The sequence below is a fragment of the Apibacter sp. B3919 genome, from assembly GCF_026537405.1.
GTDB lineage: Bacteria > Bacteroidota > Bacteroidia > Flavobacteriales > Weeksellaceae > Apibacter.
The window spans coordinates 38,435-63,211 of the sequence record NZ_JAFNMG010000004.1 but is presented as its reverse complement, the minus strand read 5'-3'; the positions used below and the strand labels follow the sequence as shown (position 1 = coordinate 63,211).

The 24,777-nt window shown below is 29.7% G+C and carries 21 protein-coding genes and 2 tRNA genes; 13 read left to right on the top strand and 10 right to left on the bottom strand.

Annotation, left to right across the window (positions count from 1 at the left end; translation table 11 throughout):
• Nucleotides 1-357 precede the first annotated feature (357 nt).
• Both J3U20_RS07525 and J3U20_RS07520 read left to right on the top strand, forming a co-directional pair.
• A complete protein-coding gene (locus J3U20_RS07525; RefSeq protein ID WP_160542744.1) occupies nucleotides 358-936 on the top strand; it encodes a GNAT family N-acetyltransferase in 579 nt (192 codons plus the stop codon).
• A 653-nt stretch (nucleotides 937-1,589) separates the two neighbouring features.
• Nucleotides 1,590-2,066 carry a GNAT family N-acetyltransferase gene (locus J3U20_RS07520; RefSeq protein WP_160542746.1) on the top strand — a complete coding sequence of 159 codons (477 nt, stop codon included), beginning with the start codon at nucleotides 1,590-1,592 and terminating at the stop codon, nucleotides 2,064-2,066.
• Between the two features lie 984 nt (nucleotides 2,067-3,050).
• On the opposite strand, the gene J3U20_RS07515 is transcribed toward J3U20_RS07520, so the two are convergent.
• Together J3U20_RS07515 and J3U20_RS07510 are read right to left on the bottom strand one after the other, a co-directional pair.
• Nucleotides 3,051-3,134, bottom strand: a tRNA-Leu gene (locus J3U20_RS07515).
• Nucleotides 3,135-3,168: 34 nt separating this feature from the next.
• Nucleotides 3,169-3,241 (bottom strand) — tRNA-Gly (locus tag J3U20_RS07510).
• A 277-nt stretch (nucleotides 3,242-3,518) separates the two neighbouring features.
• Here J3U20_RS07510 and J3U20_RS07505 point away from each other — a divergent pair.
• The 4 genes from J3U20_RS07505 (at nucleotide 3,519) to J3U20_RS07490 (ending at nucleotide 8,746) form a co-directional block, all read left to right on the top strand.
• Nucleotides 3,519-4,493 carry an MlaD family protein gene (locus J3U20_RS07505; protein WP_160542748.1) on the top strand — a complete coding sequence of 325 codons (975 nt, stop codon included), beginning with the start codon at nucleotides 3,519-3,521 and terminating at the stop codon, nucleotides 4,491-4,493.
• A 43-nt stretch (nucleotides 4,494-4,536) separates the two neighbouring features.
• Nucleotides 4,537-5,856 carry a (Fe-S)-binding protein gene (locus J3U20_RS07500; protein ID WP_160542750.1) on the top strand — a complete coding sequence of 440 codons (1,320 nt, stop codon included), beginning with the start codon at nucleotides 4,537-4,539 and terminating at the stop codon, nucleotides 5,854-5,856.
• A 32-nt stretch (nucleotides 5,857-5,888) separates the two neighbouring features.
• Complete coding sequence (locus J3U20_RS07495) at nucleotides 5,889-6,671, top strand: (Fe-S)-binding protein (RefSeq protein WP_160542751.1); 783 nt, start codon at nucleotides 5,889-5,891, stop codon at nucleotides 6,669-6,671.
• A gap of 305 nt (nucleotides 6,672-6,976) precedes the next feature.
• Complete coding sequence (locus J3U20_RS07490; protein WP_160542752.1) at nucleotides 6,977-8,746, top strand: mechanosensitive ion channel family protein; 1,770 nt, start codon at nucleotides 6,977-6,979, stop codon at nucleotides 8,744-8,746.
• Nucleotides 8,747-8,800: 54 nt separating this feature from the next.
• On the opposite strand, the gene J3U20_RS07485 is transcribed toward J3U20_RS07490, so the two are convergent.
• The 3 genes from J3U20_RS07485 to fmt form a co-directional block, all read right to left on the bottom strand.
• Nucleotides 8,801-9,520, bottom strand: coding sequence for a hypothetical protein (locus J3U20_RS07485; RefSeq protein WP_160542754.1), 720 nt, complete (start codon nucleotides 9,518-9,520; stop codon nucleotides 8,801-8,803).
• Between the two features lie 194 nt (nucleotides 9,521-9,714).
• A complete protein-coding gene (locus J3U20_RS07480) occupies nucleotides 9,715-10,524 on the bottom strand; it encodes an HAD family hydrolase (RefSeq protein ID WP_160542756.1) in 810 nt (269 codons plus the stop codon).
• A gap of 8 nt (nucleotides 10,525-10,532) precedes the next feature.
• Nucleotides 10,533-11,495 carry a methionyl-tRNA formyltransferase gene (fmt, locus tag J3U20_RS07475; protein WP_160542758.1) on the bottom strand — a complete coding sequence of 321 codons (963 nt, stop codon included), beginning with the start codon at nucleotides 11,493-11,495 and terminating at the stop codon, nucleotides 10,533-10,535.
• 149 nt (nucleotides 11,496-11,644) lie between these two features.
• On the opposite strand from fmt, the gene rplU reads away from it, so the two are divergent.
• A complete protein-coding gene (rplU, locus tag J3U20_RS07470) occupies nucleotides 11,645-12,037 on the top strand; it encodes a 50S ribosomal protein L21 (protein WP_105297179.1) in 393 nt (130 codons plus the stop codon).
• Nucleotides 12,038-12,057: 20 nt separating this feature from the next.
• Nucleotides 12,058-12,327: a 50S ribosomal protein L27 gene (rpmA, locus tag J3U20_RS07465; protein WP_160542760.1), complete on the top strand. Its 270-nt coding sequence runs from the start codon at nucleotides 12,058-12,060 to the stop codon at nucleotides 12,325-12,327.
• 162 nt (nucleotides 12,328-12,489) lie between these two features.
• Here rpmA and J3U20_RS07460 read toward each other — a convergent pair whose 3' ends face one another.
• The 4 genes from J3U20_RS07460 to J3U20_RS07445 form a co-directional block, all read right to left on the bottom strand.
• On the bottom strand, nucleotides 12,490-13,449 hold the full coding sequence (locus J3U20_RS07460; RefSeq protein WP_160542762.1) for an acyltransferase family protein: 960 nt from the start codon (nucleotides 13,447-13,449) through the stop codon (nucleotides 12,490-12,492).
• 89 nt (nucleotides 13,450-13,538) lie between these two features.
• The gene (locus tag J3U20_RS07455) at nucleotides 13,539-14,309 is read right to left on the bottom strand and encodes a TatD family hydrolase (RefSeq protein ID WP_160542764.1); all 771 of its coding nucleotides are present in this window, start codon (nucleotides 14,307-14,309) and stop codon (nucleotides 13,539-13,541) included.
• A gap of 29 nt (nucleotides 14,310-14,338) precedes the next feature.
• Nucleotides 14,339-15,334 (bottom strand): GSCFA domain-containing protein, encoded by a 996-nt coding sequence (locus tag J3U20_RS07450; RefSeq protein ID WP_160542765.1) that lies wholly within the window; start codon nucleotides 15,332-15,334, stop codon nucleotides 14,339-14,341.
• A gap of 5 nt (nucleotides 15,335-15,339) precedes the next feature.
• Nucleotides 15,340-16,311 (bottom strand): polyprenyl synthetase family protein, encoded by a 972-nt coding sequence (locus J3U20_RS07445; protein ID WP_160542767.1) that lies wholly within the window; start codon nucleotides 16,309-16,311, stop codon nucleotides 15,340-15,342.
• 155 nt (nucleotides 16,312-16,466) lie between these two features.
• Between J3U20_RS07445 and J3U20_RS07440 the strand changes: the two genes are divergently transcribed.
• Nucleotides 16,467-17,912 carry an ATP-binding cassette domain-containing protein gene (locus tag J3U20_RS07440; RefSeq protein WP_221410891.1) on the top strand — a complete coding sequence of 482 codons (1,446 nt, stop codon included), beginning with the start codon at nucleotides 16,467-16,469 and terminating at the stop codon, nucleotides 17,910-17,912.
• Here J3U20_RS07440 and J3U20_RS07435 read toward each other — a convergent pair.
• Nucleotides 17,895-19,049, bottom strand: coding sequence for a hypothetical protein (locus J3U20_RS07435; protein ID WP_160542769.1), 1,155 nt, complete (start codon nucleotides 19,047-19,049; stop codon nucleotides 17,895-17,897). The two genes, J3U20_RS07440 and J3U20_RS07435, sit on opposite strands and share 18 nt — an antisense overlap.
• Before the next feature lie 519 nt (nucleotides 19,050-19,568).
• Between J3U20_RS07435 and J3U20_RS07430 the strand changes: the two genes are divergently transcribed.
• The 4 genes from J3U20_RS07430 to J3U20_RS07415 all read left to right on the top strand — a co-directional run bounded on the left by J3U20_RS07430 (nucleotide 19,569) and on the right by J3U20_RS07415 (nucleotide 24,698).
• Entirely contained in the window at nucleotides 19,569-21,059 is a 1,491-nt protein-coding gene (locus J3U20_RS07430; protein ID WP_105297171.1) for a 2-isopropylmalate synthase, read from the top strand.
• Nucleotides 21,060-21,096: 37 nt separating this feature from the next.
• Nucleotides 21,097-22,491: a 3-isopropylmalate dehydratase large subunit gene (gene leuC / locus J3U20_RS07425; RefSeq protein ID WP_160542770.1), complete on the top strand. Its 1,395-nt coding sequence runs from the start codon at nucleotides 21,097-21,099 to the stop codon at nucleotides 22,489-22,491.
• Between the two features lie 17 nt (nucleotides 22,492-22,508).
• Nucleotides 22,509-23,105, top strand: coding sequence for a 3-isopropylmalate dehydratase small subunit (gene leuD / locus J3U20_RS07420; RefSeq protein ID WP_160542771.1), 597 nt, complete (start codon nucleotides 22,509-22,511; stop codon nucleotides 23,103-23,105).
• 81 nt (nucleotides 23,106-23,186) lie between these two features.
• Complete coding sequence (locus J3U20_RS07415) at nucleotides 23,187-24,698, top strand: alpha-isopropylmalate synthase regulatory domain-containing protein (protein ID WP_160542773.1); 1,512 nt, start codon at nucleotides 23,187-23,189, stop codon at nucleotides 24,696-24,698.
• The last annotated feature ends 79 nt before the right edge of the window (nucleotides 24,699-24,777 follow it).

The following is a 24,777-nucleotide window of genomic DNA, read 5'->3' as shown; positions in this document are numbered from 1 at the left end:
TATTATTTTTTATCTCTTAAAAAATAAATAGAAAAAAATAATAAGTATCAATAAGTATAAAATTTACATTATTTATATTATATAAAAATTATGTTAAAATTTATTATTTTAAAAATAAAGCCAACATTTCATCCTTCATTTAATTGAACATCATTGTTTTATATACGTAAACAAATTAAAATATGAGATATTTAGCTTAGTATTTCTTATATTTTTATGAAATTATATATTCATAAAATTTATAAAAACTAAAATGAATGTTTGATTCATTTTTATTTTTTATCTTAAATTAGCTATTATGTTTATAATTAATTATTTGTTTTCATTAAAAATTAATTTTATTGCTGTTTTAATAGAATGATAAAAGCAACAAAACAAGAAAGAGACATAGCTCTTGAAATATTACATAGTGCTTTCTTTAATGTACTTATTCCAAATTCAATTAACTTCACGATAAAAAATGACTATAAGAGGCATGAAAGATTAATGGCTCTAATGGATTATCAATTTAAAATGTCAATGAAATATGGAGAAGTTTTTATTAGTGATGATAAAAATGGCTGTGTATTATATATCGATAAAATATACCCCAGTCTAAATAAGGTTAGTTGGGAAATTAAACTTCTTTTTAAATGTATAGGCATTGAGAATACTTATAAAACCCTGGAAAGGGAAAATCTTTTAAAAAAGTATCATCCTAAAGAACCTTTTAAGCATTTATGGTTAATGGGAGTTCGACCCAAATTTCAAGGCAAAGGGATAGGAAGCAAATTAATCAATGAAACCCTTAAAAGATATAAAGGAGATTTAATTTATGTGGAAACAACTATTCCCCCAAATATAAAATTTTATAAAAATTTAGGATTTACCGTTTTCCATGAAACACATGAACTCAATTATCCACTTTATTTCCTCAAATTAAGAAATCAAATATAATTTTTTCATTATACTTTCCAGTTCAAGAATACTAACTAACTATATAATTATTTAAAAATTATTCTAAGCTGCAAAATTTAAAAACCTATATTTTTTATGTTTTTAATAAAGATAATACTGAAGGAAAAAATTAATTTATCTTTTCAACGATCTAACCACAACGAAGCAGACAAAAAGTATTTTTAAAGGACTAGCTAAATACAATTACAAAGAAGCTACCAATGTAATTGCTGAATCCTTAAACTATAACTATCAAATAACAAAGTTTATTTATATTGAAAGAAATGAAGCTTATACTCAATTATTAGATAATGTAGAATGGATGGTTTTAATCCATCCATCATTGGATTTTATAATACAGCTTTATTCATAAGGTCAAAATGGAAAGAGAGACATAGATATCACTATACTCACAATTTTAGAAATATTAACTTCCTTAGATTTTTACTAAAACCCAACAATAAACTTATTAATAAAAATAAAATTCAAATAAAATAAAATTTATCTTAAATTAGTCTCTTATATTATTCTTATCATTTATAAAATTTGATTTATGAAAAAAGCAGTAAGTGAAAATTATACTAAAATTAACCACATACTAACAAAAGCTTTTGTAAATAATAAGTCTGTAAATTTTGTTTTAAAACAAAAAAATGAAAAAATATATTTCAAGTTTGATGGATTATTCTATATATATAGGTGAAAAATTTGGAGATATATTTTTAAATGAAAAAGAAACCGCCTGTGCAATACTCATAGATCATAAAAAAAAGAAAACTACATTAGGATCCCTTATACGGGATATTAAATTTGCCTGTTGTGTGAGTGGATTAAAAAATGCCTATAAAGTAGTGAAAAAAGAAAAGATTACTCATGAAACACTGCCTAAAAACATTGATTTTATTCAACTATGGTTTCTGGGGGTTGATGTTTTACAGCAGGGAAAAGGGAAAGGTACTGATTTTCTACAAGAGCTTATAGAATATTATAAAGGAAAAAAAGAAGCTATTGTATTAGAGACATCAACAGTAAAAAATATTCAATTTTATGAAAAAAATGGGTTTGAAATATATTGTGTGAATAAAGAAGATTTTGGATTTGATTTTTATTTTTTTATATATAGATATTAATAATGTTCAGAACTGAAATTCATTTTTGTACATTCATTTATATATGTATTGCCTTTTATTAATTCATTTCCTGTATTATTTAAAGAAAATACAAGAAATATCATATAAAATTTTTGATACTATCAGTATGAATCCTGTTAAATAAATTATCATCGGAACTTTTGCCCGATAATAATTTGAAAATAAATATCCTTTCCCGGAATATATGGGCATATGTTGTAGGATTAAGCACAACAATATATTATTTTTATACACTGAATATGATATTAAAGTCATTGAATTTATAAATATCTATTTTATACTAATAGTTTCAAGTCTTAGTTTAATGCTTCTTTTTATATTTTCCTATACTATTTAAATACTCTTGTTTTATCCGGTAAAATATTTTTGATAATTCCACTAATTATTATTACAATAATTTTCTTCAATACCATTCATCAGGAATTAAAAAAATAGCAGAATTAAAATATCTGATAAAACCATACATGAATTAACAACAAAATAAAAAAGGGCTGGAAGTCTCTTAATTATAGCTCAACTTTTTATTAGTGCTATTTTTGATAGATGAGCGTTAATTAATGCTTTTGAAATACAAGAAGCAGCTCACCTATTAGTATTGATAATACTTATCAGATTATTCTTCCAATCACAACCATTACAGATAAAATTCTAAAAACACTCATTTTACATTCGCAAAACATCCTGTATTATTTTTTGATTATGGTCAAAATATAGTACAATAAATCAATTGAAAAAAACAGAAATAAGAAGATAAAAATATATCAAATACACCTACTCTAAATTTGGTTCGTTTGAAGATGTTGTAGCTTTTAAATATGATATAATAATTAGAAATGGATAGAAATTAAAAAATGATTAATTTGGAAACTGATTATATTAAATTATTTTGAGGGATATATGGGAAATATTAAAAATAAAAAACCGCTAATCTTTTGAATTTCAAAATGATTAACGGTCTTTGAGTACCCCAGACGGGACTTGAACCCGTACAGCCTAATGGCCACAGGATTTTAAGTCCTGCGTGTCTACCAATTCCACCACCGGGGCATTAGTATTTTTAGTATTTTAATTATCAAACCTGAGCGAAAAACGGGACTCGAACCCGCGACCCCGACCTTGGCAAGGTCGTGCTCTACCAGCTGAGCTATTTTCGCACTTCAATTAACGTCTTTCTTGTAAATTGGTTTGCAAATATAGAATTGATTTTTCTTATCTGCAAACTTTTTTTTCATTTTTTAAACTATTTTTACTCTCAAATTATTTATACCATTAGTACTCAATCTATTAAAAAATTACTAATTTAGTAATGCTAAGGCTAAAAAGGTTTCAAAACTTCTATTTATATCTGATTTATGCATCTTCAACTTAAAAAAAAGAATAGAATTTTTATTAATTGTTTATATTTGTCGAAAAGTTATTCAAAATTTAAAAGTGAAAGCAAGAAAGGAATTTATAGCGGGTATAATAGTAATTGTAACTTTATTAGCCTTTTGGTGGTTGTTTAAATTTTTAAAAGCGCAAAACGTTTTTACAAATCAAAACACCTATTATGTAAAATATAATAAAGTAGAAGGCTTATCTAAATCCAAAAATGTAAATATAAACGGCTTAAAAGTCGGAATGGTGGAATCTATCATTCCTGTACCTACCAAAACAAAAAATATAAGCTTTATTGTAGCAATAAATGTTGATAAAGATTATCAATTTTCTAAAAATTCTGTAGCTCAAATAGTTACCAGCTTTATGAACGGTGCAGAAATTAACTTGGTTCTGGCTGAAGATCAATCAGAAATAGCAAAAACAGGAGATACCTTGAAAGGAAGTTTATTGCCGGGCCTAATGGATTTAGCCGAAGAAAAGATAAAACCAATTAGTGATAATGCCAATAAAGTTTTATTAAGACTGGATTCTACTCTAGCTTCTACTAATAAACTTCTAAATGAAAAAAATCGACAAAATATAGAATCTTCTTTAGCAAATTTAAATCAAGCTATAGCAGAATTCAATAAATTAGGTAAAGGGGCTAACCAATTACTGGCTAATAATTCTTCAAAAATTAATTTAGCTATTGATAATGCCAATAAAATGATAGTTACAACCAATACTACGGTTGAAAAATATGGAATGATGGCTGATAAGATCAATAAAGCAGATTTAGATGTTGCCGTTAAAAAATTAGAATCTACATTAAATAATCTCAACGAAATATCCGGTAAAATAAATTCGGGAGAAGGCTCAATGGGAAAACTAATGAATGATCCCGGTTTATATACTAACTTAACTCAAGCTTCTAAAAATTTAAGTGTTTTATTGGATGATTTAAAAACCAATCCAAAAAGATATGTTCACTTTTCAATTTTCGGAGGTGGCGGAAAAAAGAGTAAACAAGAAGGAACAGCCAAATAATATAGTATGTTATAAGGGTTGATTATCCACTAATACACTATTTATGGATTACATACAGAGCATCATATTCTTACTTCTTGCATTTGCAGGAATTGGATTGTTTGTTCGTAATATCCTTAAAATAAAAAGAAATATATTATTAGGTAAAGCAGAAAACCGTTCGGATAATCCCTCCAAAAGATGGAAATTAGTTTTACGTATTGCCGTTGGGCAAGGGAAAATGTTAGCCCGTCCGGTTGCCGGAATTTTGCATCTTGTTGTATATATAGGATTTGTCATCATAAATATAGAATTAATTGAAATATTTGTTGATGGTATTTGGGGAACCCATCGGTATTTCGGAAAAATTCTCCCCTCTCCTCTTTATAATTTGACAACCGGAACAGTAGATATTCTATCATTTTCTGTTTTAATTGCGGTAACCCTATTTTTTATACGTAGAAACATACTCAAAGTTCCAAGGCTTAATTCTAAAGATTTGCTGGGTTGGCCGCATATGGACGGAAATCTTATTTTGATTATTGAGTTCTTAATGATGCTTTCTTTGCTCATTATGAATGCTGCCGATTTTACTCTTCAAAAAAAAGGTATTTTATATTCATGCGGATTTTTTCCTGTAAGCAATTGCATTTTTAATAACGTATTTTCGACTTTTTCAGTTGAAAGTTTGTATATAATGCAAAAATCAGCCTGGTGGTTTCATTACATCGGGGTTCTCTTTTTTTTAAATTACTTATATTTTTCCAAACACTTACATATCCTATTTGCTTTTCCAAATACTTATTTTGCTAACCTTCACAATCAAGGTCAACTTAATGATTTGGACACTGTAACTAAAGAAGTAAAATTATTATTAGATCCCAATGCTGATCCTTATCAAGCATCAACGGAAGAATCAGTACCTGAAAAATTCGGTGTCAGTGACGCTACTGATTTATCTTGGATCCAATTATTGAATGCATATACCTGCACTGAGTGTGGAAGGTGTACATCAAGTTGTCCGGCAAACTTAACCGGAAAAAAATTATCTCCAAGAAAAATCATGATGGATGTTCGTGATCGTATCGAGGAAATCGGTAGAAATATTGACAAAAACGGGAATTTTTTAGATGACGACAAACAACTTTTAGGTAACTATATTACTCATGAAGAGATTTGGGCTTGTACAACTTGTAATGCTTGTGTGGAGGCTTGTCCATTATTGATAAACCCTCTTTCCATACTAATTGATTTGCGCAGATATTTAGTAATGGAGAAAACTGCTGCTCCTAGCGAATTAAATTCTATGATGAGCAATATTGAAAATAATAATGCCCCTTGGCAATTCAGTCAAAATGATAGAGCCAATTGGACTAAAGAATAATTTTAATTTATTTTTGTAAATAAACGTAAAATATGGATCGACCTATTAAAACCATGGCAGAATTTAAGGCAGAAGGAAAATCCCCTGAAATACTTTTTTGGGTGGGATGTGCCGGAAGTTTTGATGATCGAGCCAAAAAAATAACAAAATCATTTGCTTCTTTACTTCAAAAGGCCAATATTGAATTTGCTATTTTAGGGCAGGAAGAAGGTTGTACCGGAGATCCGGCCAAAAGAGCCGGAAATGAATTTCTATTTCAAATGCAGGCCTTGATGAATATTGAAGTTTTAAATTCATATGAAATAAAAAAAATTGTTACCGCTTGTCCTCATTGTTTTAATACATTAAAAAATGAATATCCTCAATTAGGAGGAACATATGAAGTTTTACATCATACACAGTTTTTACTTTCTCTTTTAAATGAAGGAAAAATAAAAGTTAAGGGAGGAATTTATAAAGGAAAAAAGATAACTTTCCATGATCCCTGTTATTTGGGAAGAGCTAATGATGTGTATGAAGCTCCTCGTGAATTGTTGGCCCAATTGGAAGTTAATTTGTTAGAGATGAAAAGATGTAAACAAAACGGTTTATGTTGCGGTGCGGGTGGAGCACAAATGTTTAAAGAACCGGAACCCGGTACCAAAGATATCAATGTTGAGCGAACAGAAGAGGCTTTACAACTTAATCCCGATATAATAGCAACGGGATGTCCATTCTGCAATACGATGCTTACAGACGGTCTTCAATCAAAAAATAATAACTCTCAAATCTATGTTAAAGATTTAGCAGAGTTATTGAATGAAAATTTAAGCTAATCTTATCCACCTCTCCTACTTATAATTCTTTTTTATTATAACTGTATCTTATTCAGTTAAATATATCATAATCTGTCTTAAATATTTATTTTTTATTTTGAAATATTATTAGTTTATTTGCTTTAAAATAAAATATTTATTCCATTTATTACTATTTATATTATATATCGAATTAGAAAAAAAACTATTATATTGTATTAAAATTATAGTTCTTGAATAGTAATCTTTAGTTGATCAATTTCTTTAAATTTATCATAAATCATTTAAAAATTAATTACGTACACCAAGCCAATAAAAACCACCACATGAGAAAAACTAACCGAAAAATATATTTTGTTATCCTATATTTATTCACAGCGATAGGTATATATGCTCAACATATTAATGAAAAGAATAACATACACGAAGATTCCCTATTATCCAAAGAAAAAAAAGATTCGCTTAAGATTCAAGAACTTAAAATGCAAGTTCAGGAATTAAAATTAAGCCAAATTGCCCTTCTGAATGAAAAGAAAAATATGGGAAAAACAGATTCCCTAAAAAAAGCATTACAAAAAAAACAAATTGATTCATTACGGGCGATCACCAAAGGGTATCCTGTTGTAATTGATAATGACACTTTATTCAATTTATATGCTCGGAGAGGCGGCGTAATGCCTGCAGACCGGGCAAGTAAGGTAAAGGAAGTGATAATAGCGGAAGGAAAAAAACTAAAGCTTAAACCCGATTCTATATACATGTATGAAACCGAATACGTTACAGATATTATGTCCGGAGACAAGGTTATAATTACTTTATCGGATCAAGATGGTTTATGGCAAAATACCACTCGTCAAGATCTTGCCAAAAAATATACAGCAATTATTTCTAAAAAAATATCTGAATTACACTCCAAATATGGTCTTCAACAAAAAATTAAGTCATTTTTAATTTTATTTTTAGTCATTATTGCTCAAATAATTGCCATATACTTTACCCAAAAATTATTTATAAAAATTAAGAGTCGCCTCAAGAAAATAATTAATGAGAAATTCAAAGCAAATAAATTTCTTACGAATGATCGACAGGAAGTTTTATTGGTTTCTATAACAAAAGTTACCAAATATTCATTTATCATTGTCCAATTAATTATATCTATTTTTATCATATTTTCGATTTTCCCTGAAACAGAAAAATATGTATATCACATGTTTACTTTTATGGGAAATCTTGCTAAAGATATGGGAAATACCATTATACATTATATTCCCAATTTAGTTAAGATAATTTTTATATATCTAATTTTCAAATACATAATAAAAATATTAAAGTATTTTTCAGGAGAAATAGCTGAAGAAAGAATTAAAATCAAAGGCTTCTATCCGGATTGGGCGCATTCAACGTTCAACATACTTCGATTCTTACTTTATTCTTTTATGTTTATTATGATTTGGCCTTTACTTCCTAATTCTAATTCTCCCGCCTTTCAAGGGATTTCCGTATTTATCGGTCTTATTATATCGTTAGGATCCACTACCGTAATAGGAAACTTAATGTCCGGATTGGTTATTACTTATATGCGTGCATTTAAAATCGGAGATCAGATTAAGCTGAATGATACGATTGGTAATGTCGTAGAAAAAACACCTTTTGTAACGAGAGTTAGAACTTCAAAAAATGAATTGATTACTATTCCTAATTCTTTTATTCTTTCTTCTCAAACAGTTAATTATAGCGCTTCGGCAAGAAATTACGGGATTATAATATATTCAGATATTACGGTGGGTTATGATATTCCCCGCAAACAAGTGGAAGATTTACTTATTGAAGCAGCTACTAATGCAGAAGGAGTGTTAAAAAATCCTGCTCCATTTGTATTGGTGAAAGAATTGGAAGATTTCTATTGCTGTTATCAGATTAACGCTTATACGGATCGGGATTTGGCTATGCCTAAAGTTTATTCAAATCTTCATAAAAATATTATGGATCGTTTTCATGAAGAAGGAATTGAAATTTTATCGCCTCATTTTTATGCAGAACGCGATGGAAATGAAATTGTAATGCCTTCCCAATATAAACACCAATCTAATGATTGAACTGACACAACACAATAAAAAAAGGCCTTAAAAAGGCCTTATCTTCTTTTATTTTTATAGTTTAAATTGGGAATCGTCTAGTTTAGGGTTTATTTTATAGCTGGTTATCGTTTGAACCGCTGTTTGGCCGGGTACTTTGGTTTTTATTTTGGTGGAGAACTTATATCCTTCAAAATCTTTGTAATCTAAATATTCTTTTGATACAACTTCATTTTCTTTTAAAGTTTCTTCTTTTACTTTAAATCCCGTTTCTACATCGAAATAAAGAATAGTTTTAATGGGTCCTTCTGTAACCGTAATTTTATAAACTTCTTTACCGTCTAAATTTTTTTTACCTTCTAACACCGCATTATCTTTGGTAATATACAATTCAGAAAAAATCCCTTTCTTAACTTTCATTTCATTTAATTCATCTTTTTCACCGGTTGCAGGTAAATTTGAAAATAATTTTTTCCCGTCAAAACCTTTAATAATGGTTTGACCCATGATTGATATTTTAGATACAAATTTATTAGGTGCTTTGTATTTAATTTCTAAATCAGCAGGTTCCGGCAACTGAGCAAATGTTATTTTGCCCTCAGAAATCAAAGTGGTTATTTGTTGTAATTTTTCTTTACTGCCGGCCACAGCAACGTAATAATGATTTAAAACGGATTCCAACGTTGGTTCTTTTTCAATCTCTTTGGATAAGACCGTACAATGAGTACCGGTTACTACATTTGCTTTCGCTATAAAAGAAATAACCAGTAATAAGGTAAGTATTTTTCTTTTCATTTTATTTAATTATTTAAAAAATTAATATGTATTATTAAAAATTGATAATTTACAGAGTTACTAATAAAACAACCATTGAATTCGACCGGTATATTCAACTGTTTTCTTATTCATAATTTCTTTTCAGAATTATTCTTAAATAACGATCCTATTTCCAAATATTCAGAACATTTAGAGACTTAGGCTTCTATATATTATCTTTCCCTTTGTGCTATTACTTCCTTTAAAATATTTAATACCCCATCTTCATCATTGGAATCTGTTTTAAATTTGGAAATTTCTTGTAATTTAGGATGTGCATTTTTCATTGCGTAACTAAAATAACTTTCCTGCATCATTCCTATATCATTTAAAAAATCTCCAAAAGCCATAGTTTCTGCTTTAGATATGTTTAATATTTCTTGAACTTCTTTTAAAGCAAATCCTTTATCGGCATTTTTAACGGAAATATCCAGCCAAAATTTACCTGATACAACTACTTGGTAATTTTCGCTAAGGTGTTTCACATAAGGCAAAATATTTTCTTCCGAACCTACACTGTTGTATATCGCCATTTTGACTATCTGATCATCAATAGGCTCCTGAAAGCTCGGAATAATTTTCCTTTTAGGATAATAAGGGGCTATTTGTTTTTCAAATTCCGAAAATCCTTCTTCAATATATGCACTTTTTATACCGCATAAAAGCATTTGAGTATCGGGTAAGGGACGTATCAGTTGGGCTACTTCATGGATAACATTTTGATCCAATTCATGTATAAATAACTGCTTTCCTTTGTGTACTACGTTTCCTCCATTTTCAGCAATAAAATATATTTCATTCTTAATTTTTTCAAAAACCCCTAAGAGACTTTCATACTGTCTTCCACTTGCTACGACAAAATTTATATCCAACTTTTTCAGTTTTTCATATATTGTAAAGAACTCTTGATTGAGTGTATAATCTGAATGAAGCAGTGTTCCATCCATATCTGTAACTACCAGTTTTAACTTACTATAGTCCATATATTATTTTAGTTAGCTTTTAAATTATGTTTTATTGTTAATCCGTTTATAAAATCTGAAATTCCCATTCTTTTCTTTCCTTCTAATTGAACTTCAGTTAAAAAATAGAATCCATCGGCGGCTGCAATTTTAAATGTTTTTTTGCCTTCAATACATACAGTTCCAATATCTAGAATATGTTTTTCAATTTTATAATGCCCCTTATAAATTTTTAATATTTTAGACTCTCCATTTATCGACAAATGGGTAAAAGCAGCAGGATAAGGACTTAAACCTCTTATTAAATTGTGTATATTTTCTAAAGGTGCATCCCAATGTATTTGACAATCTTCTTTAAATAATTTAGGAGCATATTTATATTCAACCCCCTCTTTTAAAATTTGTTTTTGAGGTTTTAATGTTCCTTCTGAAAGGCCTTCAAGAGTTTTTACTACTAATTGTTTTCCTAAATTTTTTAGTTTATCATGTAAAATTCCGGCGTCATCGGAATCATTAATTTCAGTCTTAGCTTGCAACAAAATTTCACCGGTATCAATTTTATCATCAATAAAAAATGTGGTAACCCCCGATTCTTTATCTCCATTGATAATAGCAAAGTTAATAGGTGAAGCTCCTCTGTATTGAGGCAATAAGGATGCATGTAAATTAAAAGTTCCTAATTTTGGAATAGACCAAACTTCTTTAGGCAATAAACGAAAAGCTACAATAACGATTACATCCGGATTTAATTGTTGAAGCTGATTTATAAATTCGGGATCTTTCATTTTTGCGGGTTGGAACAAAGTCAAATCTTGACTTACTGCATATTTTTTAACGGCTGATTCAGCCATTTTTTGTCCTCTTCCTGCCGGTTTATCAGGAGTAGTTACTACTCCCACTACTTCATATCCGGATTTTATTATTTCTTCTAAAGGAGCTACAGCAAACTCCGGAGTTCCCATGTAGACTATTCTTAGAGCTTTTCTTGTCATGTAAAATACGCGTATAAATTTTGTATAATACAAAGGTAAACATTGTATTTTTTGTATTATACATTTATCACTTTTTTATATTTATACATTTTACATTTTTGTTCTGAAAAAAATCATTATATTTGCAGTTCAAAAAAAACGAAAATTTTATGTATGCAATTGTAGAGATAGCAGGGCTTCAATACAAAGTTGAGCAAGACCAAAAATTGTTCGTAAACCGTTTAAAAGCAAATATTGACGACGAAGTAACTTTTGACAAAGTATTGCTTACCGATAATGGTTCTGTAACAGTTGGCGCCCCGGTTATTAATGGAGTGACAGTAGTCGCTAAAGTTTTAGATCAAGTAAAAGGAGACAAAGTAATTGTTTTCAAAAAGAAAAGAAGAAAAGGTTACAAAGTAAAAAACGGTCACAGACAACAATTTACTCAAATTCAAATTGTTTCCATAGGTGGTGCAGAAGCTCCTAAAAAGGCAGCAAAAAAAGCAGCTCCTAAAAAAGAAAAAGAAGCGGAAGTTAAAGAAGTTAAAGCAGAAGATTAATTTAATAAAGTAATTAAAGCATGGCACACAAGAAAGGAGTTGGTAGCTCCAAAAACGGTAGAGAATCACATTCCAAAAGATTAGGAGTAAAGATTTTCGGTGGTCAAGACGCCAAAGCAGGTAACATCTTAGTGAGACAAAGAGGAACAACTCATCACCCAGGTGATAATGTTGGAATGGGAAAAGACCATACTTTGTTTGCTCTTACAGATGGTGTAGTAGTTTTTAGAAAAAAACAAAATAATCGTTCTTATGTTTCAATACAACCTAGTACTGAAGCTCAAGCTTAAAAATTTAATACGATTATATTAAAAATATGAAAATCCGGTAGTAACTATCGGATTTTTTTTATTTATTAATTTTTAAATAAAAATCGACTTTATTGGTTTAACTTTAAATCAACAACAACTAAAAACTATGAATACATACCCTTAGGATTGAATTTTAATTAGTTATCTATGTACTATGATTTTTTTAAAATAATCTAATGGAGACATTATGAATTTAACAATTTTAAATGTTGCCAGATATAAACAAGTAATGACAATTATAGCTGTAACACCTAAATTTAAGAGAAAGTTTGGGTTAAAATTCAATAGAGGAAATAATTCAACATATAAAAAATTTATAATAATGTGATGCATCAAGTAAATTTCCAAAGTTTTAGAACCATATTTACCCAGGGTATCCGGTATTACATTTATAATTCCAATTGAAACCGTTATTGCTAAAACATACGCTAAAATCCTATATAAAAATCCTTCATATCGGGTACTATAATTTTTTATGTAAGGATCTTCCCCGAATAAAGAAATCAAAAATTCTTTATTTACAATGAAGTAAATACTAATAAATACTACAACCAAAAATAATATTGCATATAATTTATAGATATTCCTTATCCTTACAATACTGACTTCCTTACAAAAAGCACCAAGTAAAAAATAAGGAAAAAAGGTAAGTATTCTAAACATGAATATTTCGGTATCTAAGAATCCTACGCCCAAAGGGAATAAAAAAGAGATTAATAAAAAAGAAACTTTTGAAACCTTATCTTTTGCAATTAAAAATAAAAAACGCCATACTAATAATCCAATGATATACCATCCTTTGGGTTTAATAAAAAAAATTATCCAATTTTTAAATCCTGTAAAAATTATAGGAAATGAATAAATAAATTGGAATATGGTAAAAGTAATTATTAATGATATAAAAGATTTTTTATATTTTTCCCAAGTAATATTTTTTGAAAAATAACCGGATATAAAAATAAATAACGGCATATGAAAGGTATAAATAAAACCAAAGATCGTATCCACTATATGCCCGCTATTATATTGCAAGGTATGTCCATAAACCATTAAGAATATTAATACGAATTTTAACGAATCAAAGAGCTTATTTCTTTTCATAAGAACTATATTTTATTTCCAAAGAATGTTATTATCTTTCATGTAATCATAGCAGCAGTATTTAGTATTAGTAGTAGTTTTATTTATTTTTATAATTTAAAAATTTTTTCGGCATTTTCAGAAGTTATAGCCCCTATTTTTTCAGGCAACATCTCATAGATATCTGAAAGTTTATCGGCAATAATTTTTAAATAGGATGATTCATTTCTTTTGCCACGAAAAGGAGAAGGTGCCAAATATGGAGAATCTGTTTCCAAAACAATCTTTTCAATAGGAATTTCTTTTAAAAACTGATCTATTTTTCCATTTTTAAAAGTAACAACTCCTCCGATTCCCAAATAAAAGCCTAAATCTATAAACTCTTTTGCCTGTTCTAAGTTACCCGTAAAACAATGAATTATGCCATACAAGTTTGCATCTTTTTCTTTTCTTATGATTTCCAATACTTCATTAAAAGCTTCTCTAACATGAATAACGATCGGAAGTTTATATTGTTTAGCTAATTGAATTTGTTTTACAAAAGCATACTTTTGAATTTCCAAAGTTGAAGTATCCCAAAATAAATCCAATCCTATTTCTCCAACAGCCGCAAATTTTTCCTCGGAAAGTTTATTTTCAATAAATGCTAACTCCTTTTCGTATGAATCTATTTTTACATCGCAAGGATGAAGCCCCATCATTAAAAACATGTTTTCAGGATATTTATTTTTAAGCTCTTCCATCTTAGGATAATAAGATGAATTTATGGAAGGTAAGTAAAAACGTTGTACTCCATGATCCAGGGCTCTTTGAATCACTTCTTCTCTATCGTGATCAAACTGTTCAGAATATAAATGAGTATGACTATCTATCAATAGCATTGTTTAATTTGGGTATTTTTTAATTTTTCTTAATAAGAATCATTCATTTTTTTTCTTAATTCCTGATATTCTTCTTTAAAAGCACCCGGTGGTAAAAGAGGCTCTAAATTCTGAATATTTTTTACGATGCTATATAAAAATTTTTTATAGGCTATCGTGTGAGTATTTTGAATTTTGTGTTGTAAAGAAGTGTTTACTTTTTTCACCATTTGCATGGTTGAAAATTCATCAGGTGAAATATGGGCATTTTTAAATTTCTCCCAAATATATTTTATGGCTACATCATTTGGATGTATTAAATCTTCTTTATAAAAACGATAATCCCGTAAATCATCCATCATAAATTCATACGATGGGAAATATTCACAATTATCGTATGATTCGACCACTGAATGGATGGCACATAAAAGTTTGGATTTACTTATATTATTTTCAACCATACCATCTTTACTATGTCTTACCGGACTTAATGTAAAAAAAATCTTCATGTTTTTCTTTCCCATATCCGTCAACATTTCAATGATGTTTTTCAAAGAAGTTTTTATTTGATGTTCTGCCAATAATAATTTAGAAAAATGTGTATTCGGAATTTTATGACAATTAGCTACTATTATATCAAATTGATTTAATTTGTATACAAATGAAGTTCCTAAAGTAATTATAACCATATCGGTCTCTTGAAGAAACTTATTAGCTAAATTTATATTCTTATTGATATGAGATAATACCCTATCTTTTGATATATCATTAAAAGAAGAATGATGATCCCAACTTAAATATAATTCTTCATATTTGAAAAGTTCTGATGATTGATATTCTTCCTGAGAATAAATTCTCATGATTGCATTTTCAACAGCTAAAGGATGGAATATAACACCAAAAGGATTATGAAATACTGAAAACTTATACTGAGATAATTTATTGGAAATTTCGGTAGCGAAACAGGAACCTATAGTAAATATTTTACTTTTGTAATCAAGTTTAATTGAATTTGGATTATATGGTAATTCTGTTCTAAATATCATCTTTATTAACTTTCCCTAACTAATAAATAATCGATCAGTTTATAAAAAGACTGTTTTTTGGTAGCATCTGCTTTAACTTTATCTAAATAGTTTTTTGCTTGATCTGAATAGGTTTTAATTAATTCTAAACATGAATCTCCTACATTCAAATCATTAAAAATAGCTAAAACTCCTTTTACTTTGTTTATATTTTCTCCTGTAATAGTATACCAACCATTTAATTTTTGCCTCTGTTCTTCATTTGCTTTTTGTCGAGCTAAGATGTATAAGATCGTTTTCTTATTTTCAACAATATCTCCTGCATGTTTTTTCCCTACAGATTTTTGATTTCCAAATACATCCAAATAATCATCCATTATTTGAAAAGCAATTCCCAACGATTTGCCAAATTCATACATATTTTTTGAGTCCTCTTCATCTGCTTCTGCTAATAATGCGCCCATTTGAAAAGCACAAGCACACAATACAGCCGTTTTTCCGGTAATCATGTTAATGTATTCTTCATATGACACATCCGATTGTTTTTCAAAATTCATATCATACTGCTGTCCTTCACAAACTTCTAAAGCAGTTTGAGAAAACAAATGAAAACATTTTTTAAATAATTGAGGTTCCAAGTCCTCTAACATTTGAAAAGACTTAACCATCAACGCATCACCCGATAGAATTGCAACATTTTCATCATATTTAACATGAACGGTTTCTTTGCCTCTGCGCAAAGTGGCTTTATCCATAATATCGTCATGCATCAAAGAGAAATTGTGAAAATACTCTATCCCTAAAGCAGGTTTTACGGCTCTTTCAATATTTTCTTTAAATAGATCACACGACATTAATAAAAATATAGGACGTAATTGTTTTCCGCCTATTGATAAAATATAATTGATGGGGTCATAAAGTTGATGGGGAGGATTTGTTAATTTATGTTTACTTATAGCATCTCTAATAATTAATCTATATTTATCTAAAAAAGGCATTTTTTCGTATTTTCCTATATATATTGTTACAAAGATAAGGTTTTGTAAAATATTCTTCCTACCCTTGTGAATAAATTTACTATCAATATTTTACATTTGATAGGAATAATTAATTTTTTATAGATTTTAAATATAAATAAATAGTTTTTTTTTAAATGAACACTATGGTAGAATTGGATAACATAATCCCACAAAAAGAATTTGCTAAATTTTCATATCCTATAAATTGGAAAATAACACCTGTCCAACATTGGGCTGTCATTGGACCAAATGGAGCGGGAAAATCTTTATTGATTGATATTTTATTAGGTAAATATGCTTTACAAGAAGGTAAAATTAATTATACTAAAAAATTTAATCGTCTCTCTGATTTTATAAAAATAGTTGCTTTTAAGAATATTCATGCCCTTTCCAAGACTCAAAACAGCTATTACCAACAAAGGTGGAACAAAGGATTGGAAGATGAAACGCCCCAAGTTAAGGATCTATTATTCAAGAATACTGATTTACAATGGATGGAATATCTCATTTCCTTAGTAGGAATTGAAGACTTAATGGAGAAAAATATTGATCTCCTTTCGAGCGGAGAACTCAGAAAATTTTTAATTATTCAATCTTTATCCACTAAACCCGAAATTCTAATATTAGACAATCCGTATATTGGCTTAGATACTAAAGCCAGACAAGTTTTAGATCAGATTTTACTCAACCTTAAAAATTTACAAAACTTACAGGTAATAGTACTCATCTCAAACATTGCTGATATTTCTCCAATCATTACTCACGTTTTACCCATTAACAACAAAACATTATTCCCAAGTAAAACCTCTCAAGAATTTTTTGAAGATAAAAAACTGCAAAATGAATTGTTTCCTCATTTTAATTATGAATTAAAAAAACTTCCATACCCCTCTAATCAACCAAAGGAAATTAGTTATAACTATGCTTTACAATTAAATAATTTAAATATCCGATATGGTAACCAAACCATTTTGAAAAACATATCTTGGAAAGTTAAAAAAGGTGAAAAATGGGCATTATCCGGTCCTAATGGCTCCGGAAAATCAACTTTATTGAGTGTAATTGCTGCCGATAATCCTCAAGCATATGCCAATGACATTCTCCTTTTTGATAAAAAAAGAGGAACAGGAGAAAGTATTTGGGATATTAAAAAGCATATGGGATATATATCACCTGAAATGCATTTATATTATCAAAAAAATGTAACATGCTTAGAAGTAGTTGGATCGGGATTTTTTGATACTATTGGTTTATACAGAAAATGTGATCAAGAGCAAATAAAAGTATCCTTGCAATGGATGGAAATTTTGGGAATTGAAAAACTTAAAAATTCTTCTTTTCTCTCTATATCTACAGGAGAACAACGTTTAGTTTTATTAGCTCGTGTATTTGTAAAAAATCCTTCGCTCGTTATTCTTGATGAACCCCTTCATGGACTGGATATGAATAATAAATTTCGTGTTCTGCAAATTATCGAAAAATTTTGCGATCCAAGCAAAGCTTTGATCTACGTGACCCATTATAAAGAAGAACTACCTTCTTTAATAAATCACGAACTGTCCCTAACTAAAATACAATAAAATTCTATTTCCAAAATCAAAAAGGTGTTTTATAGGCATGGTATGTATAAATTGTGTTGGGGACCAGCTCCCACCTAAGGGCAACCCAATAAATAAGATAATATATTTATTTAATGCGCAAACCTTAGCAGGTATTGATATATTTATAGATTTAAAAAAACTGTTAGATGAATTTACCTGTACTAAGGTAAACAAAGTTATTATATTAGAAAGCCAAAACCATCTAACATAATCAACAGCAATCAAGCATATCAAAAGAATAGCTATATATTGACATGCTAAAAATGAAAATATATTATTTGATTTTAAACGAAAATTTTTTTTCAAATAAATAAACATGCTTAAAAAAATTAAACATGTATTTAAAAAAAAGCCTAAGAGATAAATTGGATGTTTTTTAAAAATAGGGATTTTCCACATAATTACCTCATCTGTTGAATTAAAGACCCAATAAAGCTCTTTAATACTATTCAAATGATCTGTTCCAAATTTATTCCAACTGTTTATAATTATATTTATATCCTTATTGCTGCCATTAAAACAAATTCCTACCAATAAAAAAACAAAAAAAGAAGGGATTAATAATGAAATTTTCTTAATAGATACACTATTTAAATTAGCAATATTGAGACAATAAAGCAAAGGGAAAAAAGTAAAAACAAAATAAGCTTCATGTATAAGAATCATAAATATGCTCATCAAATTACATATCACAATTTTTAATTTAAAAGCTTTTATTTTGTTAATAACATATAATTGGAAAAGAAAATAAATAATCAATAAAACATCTAATGTAAAAAACATTTTATAAGCAATAACATTGATAAGCATAAAGCTTCCAAATAAAATATAAGGTTCTAACTTATTTATGTAAAATTCTTTTATTATAAAATACATCAAAAGAATTATAAGTATAATTTCAAAAATAAGTTGAAATTTAAAAGGTTCAATAATAGGTGTGTTATTAGCTAAAAAAAATAAAATACTCCCGAATAATCCCCTTCTAATAAAACCTGCTTCATAATTTATATAAAACCCTTTAATAATTAACCATTCATTGGAATAATAACCTATAAACTTTAGTATAACTTCAATTAAAATAATTAAATATACTAATAAAGTAATCTTTTTTATCATAATTACATTTTCACGCTTATTGTAATAATAAACAAAAATAATTTCAAATATAATTTATTTAAAATAAATTATAGTGATATTAATTTTTATTATTCATTAATATATAATTACTAAATTAAAATATTATATGACTATTAGCTTAATAATTTTTTGAATAATGGATAAAACAATAAGATATGAACCCATTTTTTATTACATTTTGATAAATTTCAGATTTATAATTTCACAAACCCAAAAAGTAATGCCTTAAAAAAATACACAAATCAATATAAAGTAAAAATATTTTTTATTAAATTTATTTTGGCAATTAAAAAAATTATCATAATTTAGCGCCCAATTATAATTAATACAAAGAATGTCATTGTTTACTAACATAATTAGCATTATTCTGATTCTGGGTCAAGCTCAGGGTGAGTAATGCTTGTGTTGTAAATTATACAAAATATAAAAAGCCTTTCTCACTCTAAGGAGAAAGGCTTTTTAATGTTTTTTAATCACAAAAAGAAAACGATACCAAGGATGGATAAATTATTCATTTTCGACACTACTTTAAGGGATGGAGAACAGGTCCCGGGGTGTCAATTAAATACAATTGAAAAAATTGAAATTGCTAAAGCACTAGAAGAATTAGGGGTCGATGTTATAGAAGCCGGTTTTCCCATTTCGAGTCCGGGAGATTTCACTTCTGTAGAAGCTATTTCCAAAGCTGTAACAAACCCTACCATTTGCGCTCTAACCCGTGCTGTTGAAAAAGATATAGAAGTAGCTGCCGATGCTCTCAAATATGCCAAGAAAAAAAGAATACATACAGGAATCGGAACTTCTGATTTCCACATAAAATATAAATTTAACTCTACCAGAGAAGAAATCATAAAAAGAGCCGTTGCCGCAACAGCATATGCAAAAAAATTCGTTGAAGATGTTGAGTTCTATGCTGAAGATGCGGGAAGAACTGACAATGAATACTTAGCCCAAGTGGTCCAGGCAGTTGTAAATGCAGGAGCAACAGTTATCAATATCCCTGATACCACCGGATACTGTCTACCTACAGAATATGGCGAAAAAATAAAATACTTAATTGACCATGTAGATATGAAAAATGCCATCTTATCTACTCATTGCCATCAAGATTTAGGAATGGCAACAGCCAACTCACTTATGGGAGTTATCAATGGCGCCAGACAAGTAGAGGTAACCATTAACGGAATTGGGGAGAGAGCAGGAAATACATCACTTGAAGAAGTTGTTATGGCTATAAAAAGTCATAAAGAATTATCTATTGACACAAATATTAATACAAAGAAAATATACCCGGTAAGCAAAATGGTTTCCAGCTTAATGAATATGCCTGTTCAACCTAATAAGGCAATAGTTGGTAGAAATGCTTTTGCCCATTCTTCCGGAATTCATCAAGACGGAGTATTAAAAAATCTTTCAACTTACGAAATCATTGATCCTAAAGAAGTTGGAATAGATGACAATGCTATAGTGCTTACCGCCCGAAGTGGTCGTCATGCCCTTAAAAGCAGACTGAACTTACTAGGAATTAAAGTAGAAGCGAATGAATTAGCCAATATATACGAACGATTTTTAGAACTTGCTGATAAAAAGAAAGATATTAATGACGATGATCTTTTAATATTAGTAGGAAAAGAACCTAATGAAAGTAACCGTATAAAACTCGATTACTTACAAGTTACTTCCGGAAAAGGAATTAAAAATGCTGCAATTGTTACCCTAAATATAGCCGGCGAAAAATTCACTTCGACTTCTTTCGGAAACGGACCTGTAGATGCAGCAATTAACACCGTGAGAGACATTCTTAAAAAACAAATGACTATTCACGAGTTTTTAATTCAGGCTATTAACAAAGGAAGTGACGACTTAGGAAAAGTTCACATGCAAGTTGAATATAAGGGTAAAAATTATTACGGATTTTCAGCAAATACCGATATTGTGACTGCTTCCGTTGAAGCTTATCTTGATGCGATAAATAAATTTACCGTTTAACACTATATACAAAACCAATTAAAAAAGAGAATATACCATGAAAACACTTTTTGACAAAATTTGGGATGCTCATACGGTTACGTCCATACAAGATGGGCCTACCCAATTATATATAGATAGGCATTTTTGCCATGAAGTAACCAGTCCCCAAGCCTTCAACGGACTAAGAGAAAGAGGATTAAAAGTTTTTAGACCTTCTCAAACAACGTTAACTGCCGACCACAATACACCCACTTGTAATCAAGATCAACCGGTAAAAGATCCTGTATCCAAAAAACAATTAGATACTCTTTCTAAAAATGCGGAAGAATTTGGTCTTACCCTTTATGCTCTTGGAAATGAGAGAAACGGAGTGGTTCACATTATTGGTCCTGAAAACGGCTATACCCAACCGGGAATGACCATCGTTTGTGGAGATAGTCACACTTCTACACACGGTGCCTTCGGAGCTATTGCATTTGGAATCGGAACCAGTGAGGTTGAAATGGTTTTGGCCACTCAATGTATTCTTCAAAGCAGACCCAAAACAATGAGAATTAATTTTAACGGAGCCCTAAGTGAAGGAGTAACAGCTAAAGATTTAGCATTATATATGATATCTACCCTTACCACAGGAGGAGCTACCGGTTATTTTGTTGAATATGCAGGAGAAGCTATTCGAAACCTTAATATGGAACAACGAATGACTCTTTGTAATTTAAGTATTGAAATGGGCGCACGAGGCGGATTAATTGCACCGGATGAAACTACATTTGAATATCTTAAAGGTAAAGACTTTGCTCCTAAAGGAGATAAATGGAAGGAAGCAGTTGAATACTGGAAAACGTTGAAAACCGACGAAGGAGCCCAATTCGATAAAGAATATACTTTTGACGCTACTAAGATTGAACCTATGGTTACCTACGGTACTAACCCGGGTATGGGAGTATCTATAACCGGATCCATACCTACTTTAGACGGATTGGATGAAACCGGTAAAATATCTTTCAAAAAATCATTGGATTACATGGGCTTTAATCCGGGAGAAAAAATGGAAGGAAAACCCATTGACTATGTATTTATTGGAAGTTGTACCAACGGAAGAATTGAAGATTTTAGAACCTTTGCAAATTTTGTAAAAGGCAAGAAAAAAGCAGAAAATGTAACCGCTTGGTTAGTTCCCGGAAGTCATCGTGTAGCTCAACAACTTATCGACGAAGGATTATATAAAATATTAGAAGAAGCAGGATTCGAAATTCGTCAACCCGGTTGTTCTGCTTGTCTTGCTATGAACGATGATAAAGTTCCGGCCGGAAAATATGCCGTTTCCACCACTAACCGAAACTTTGAAGGAAGACAGGGTCCCGGAGCTAGAACAATTTTGGCCAGCCCTTTAGTAGCTGCTGCTGCTGCTGTAACAGGAAAAATATCCGATCCTAGAAAACTAAACTAATCCTCTAAAAAAACAAAATGGAAAAATTTAAAACGATAACATCAACCTATGTTCCACTACCAATTGAAAATGTGGATACAGACCAAATCATACCCGCACGTTTCTTAAAAGCTACTAATAAAGAAGGTTTCGGAGATAATTTATTCGCTGATTGGAGATATGATAAAACCGGAAATCCAAAACCGGATTTTGTATTGAATAATCCAACATACAGCGGGAACATATTAGTTGCAGGAAAGAATTTCGGAAGCGGTTCCAGTAGAGAACATGCTGCTTGGGCAGTTTCCGGATATGGCTTCCGTGCAGTGGTTTCCAGCTATTTTGCTGATATTTTTAAAAATAATTCCCTTAACAACGGATTACTTCCGGTAGTAGTAAGTCCTGAATTTTTATCGGATCTTTTCGAAAATGTCCATTCAGACCCTAATAATACTATTACTATTGATCTGGAAAAGCAAACAATTACCAATAATAAGACGGGAAAAACGGAAATTTTTGACATTAACTCTTATAAAAAAGAGTGCCTTCTTCAAGGGCTTGATGATATAGATTATTTATTATCTAAAAAAGATAAAATTGAAGAATATGAAAAAAACCGTGTTTTTCAATACTAAATTAGATTCGATTTTATCATCTCATTTTTCTAAGTAAAGGTCCCATTGGGTCTATCACGTATCATTAATAAAAACAACAGTATGATAGAAATTATGGATACCACTCTCCGTGATGGAGAGCAAACTTCCGGGGTTTCATTTTCCATGCAAGAAAAACTAAGCGTTGCCCGTCTACTCATAGATATGGGATTAAATAGATTGGAAATTGCTTCTGCTAAAGTTTCTGAAGGAGAATTTTTAACTGTTCAAAAAATAGCCTCTTGGGCAGAGAACGCCGGACACTTAGATAAGTTAGAAATTTTAGGATTTGTTGACAAAGGGGTGTCCTTAGATTGGATAAAAAGAGCCGGGTGTAAAACTATCAATTTATTAACCAAAGGGTCTCTTAAACATGTAACAGAACAATTACGCAAAACACCCGAACAACATGTAAAAGATATTAAGCATGATATTTCACTTGCAGAATCCATGGGGATTTCGGTGAATATATATTTGGAAGATTGGTCTAATGGTATGATTCATTCAAAAGACTATGTTTTTTTTATGATAGATCAACTGAAAGACCTTCCTATCCAACGTTTTATGCTTCCTGATACTTTAGGAATTCTTAACCCCCTTAACACAAAACTTTTTTGTACGGAAATAGTTCTTCGTTACCCGAATATTCACTTTGATTTTCATGCGCACAATGATTACGATTTGGCTGTTGCCAATGTAATGGCCGCAGTAGATTCCGGAATTCAAGGAATTCATGTTACCATGAACGGATTAGGAGAAAGAGCCGGAAACGCTCCATTACCCAGTGTAATTGCTGTTCTCCATGATCAGATGAAGATAAAGACTTCCGTAAAAGAATACATGTTAAATAAAGTAAGTCGTGTGGTAGAAACCTACTCAGGACTAAATATTTCATCCAATCAACCGGTAATCGGAGAAAATGTTTTTACCCAAACAGCCGGAATACATGCCGACGGTGACAATAAAAACAATCTATATTACAATGATTTGCATCCGGATCGATTCGGTCGAGTTCGAGAATATGCTCTGGGTAAATTATCCGGAAAAGCTAATATTAAAAAAAATATTGAAGCTTTAGGAATTGAATTGGATGAAAAAGATATGATTAAAGTAACCAACCGAGTTATTGAATTAGGAGACAGAAAAGAAATTATTACACAAGAAGACCTCCCATTCATCATTTCGGATGTTTTAAATACCAATGAAAATGAAAAGAAAGTGAAAATACTTTCTTATGCTTTAGTTTTAAGTAAAGGTTTGCATCCAACAGCATCCATTCGTATGGAAATTGACGGAAAAATGTATGAACAAACAGCATCAGGTGATGGACAATACGATGCATTCTCTGAAGCTATCAGTCTCATTTATGAAAAATTGAACAAGGCTAAACCTATTCTTACTAATTATAAAGTAATTATTCCACCCGGAGGACAAACGGATGCTCTTGTACAAACGGTTATATCTTGGAAGTTAAATGATTACGAATTTAAAACTAGAGGACTGGATGCTGATCAAACAGAAGCTGCTATAAAAGCGACTGAAAAAATGCTGAATATAATTGAAAACCTTCATTAAAATTGGTAATTATTTAAGGAAATTAGGTTTTCAACTTATATAATTTAAAAATTTTAATCGTTTATATAATTTTGATACG